Genomic DNA, 1,190 nt, shown 5'->3' on the forward strand with positions numbered 1-1,190 from the left:
AATGCACAAGGCCAACCGCTGCAGTTCACCGTTTTGAATTACCACAACCCAGGCATTTACCGCATTCTTGCGCCCTGGTTTCGCAATCTGAAACGCCTGGGCATCGATGCCCAATACCGGGAAATCGACCCGGCGGCCTATAAGCAGCGGTTGGATAGCTTCGATTACGATGTGGTGCTGTTTGTGCTACCGATTCAGGCCTACCCGGGCCCGGAACTGAAAGACTATTTTCTTTCCGACAGCGCCAAGGTGGTCGGCAGCCGCAACCTGGCGGGTATTCGCAACCCGGTGGTGGATTTTCTGGTTGACCATGCGCTCAGCACCGATAACGAAGCTGACTACCGGCTCAGCCTGCAAGCGCTGGACCGCATGTTGCGCTACCAGCAATACGGCGTCCTGAACTACTATATCAGCACACACCGCATTGCCTGGTGGGACAAGTTTGCCCGCCCACCGGAACCAATCCCCTACGGACTGGGTCTGGACACTTGGTGGGTCAAAAAATAACAAGGAGTCTTTATGGCCATTAACCGCAGCCTGCTACGCGGGCTATTGGTGGGTCTGTGCTGTTTTTCCGCCTTGGCGCAGGCCGATATTCATCGCAGTCATGCCATGGCCATGCACGGCAGCCCGAAGTACCCGGCAGGCTTTCAGCACCTGGATTATGTGAACCCCGAGGCTCCCAAAGGGGGCAAATTGCGCCGTCACGTCATTGGCACCTTTGACAGCCTGAACCCTTTCGTACCGAAAGGCACCGCTGCGGCGGGTATCGGCTCTCTTGTCTATGACACGCTAACCACCCGCGCCGAAGATGAGCCCTTCACCCAATACGGCTTGCTCGCCGAAACCATCGAATGGCCGGAAGACCGTAGCTGGGTCCGCTTCCACCTTAACCCCAAAGCCACCTTCAGTGATGGCGAGCCGGTACAGGCCAGCGATGTGGTGTGGACATTCAACACACTCATCAACGATGGCGCGCCTTTCTACAGCTTTTATTACAGCGGCGTGGATCACGTCACCGCCGACGACGAACACACCGTCACCTTTCATTTCAAACCCGGTGACAACCGGGAATTGGCGCTGATCATCGGCCAGCTGCCGGTGCTTCCTGAACACGTCTGGAAAACCCGGGAATTTACCAGCGCTGGCCTGGAAAAGCCTATTGGTTCCGGCCCCTATAGCGTCGGCAA

Annotated in this window: 1 protein-coding gene and 1 pseudogene; both read left to right on the forward strand. The window is 57.0% G+C overall.

Going from position 1 to position 1,190, the window contains the following annotated elements; translation table 11 throughout:
* Window positions 1-507: pseudogene (locus tag A3754_RS27095) on the forward strand (ABC transporter substrate-binding protein); the annotation flags it as partial.
* A 12-nt stretch (window positions 508-519) separates the two neighbouring features.
* A partial coding sequence (locus tag A3754_RS03425; protein WP_231880463.1) for an ABC transporter substrate-binding protein occupies window positions 520-1,190 on the forward strand: 671 nt, incomplete at its 3' end.

Source organism: Alcanivorax sp. HI0083, from assembly GCF_001635175.1.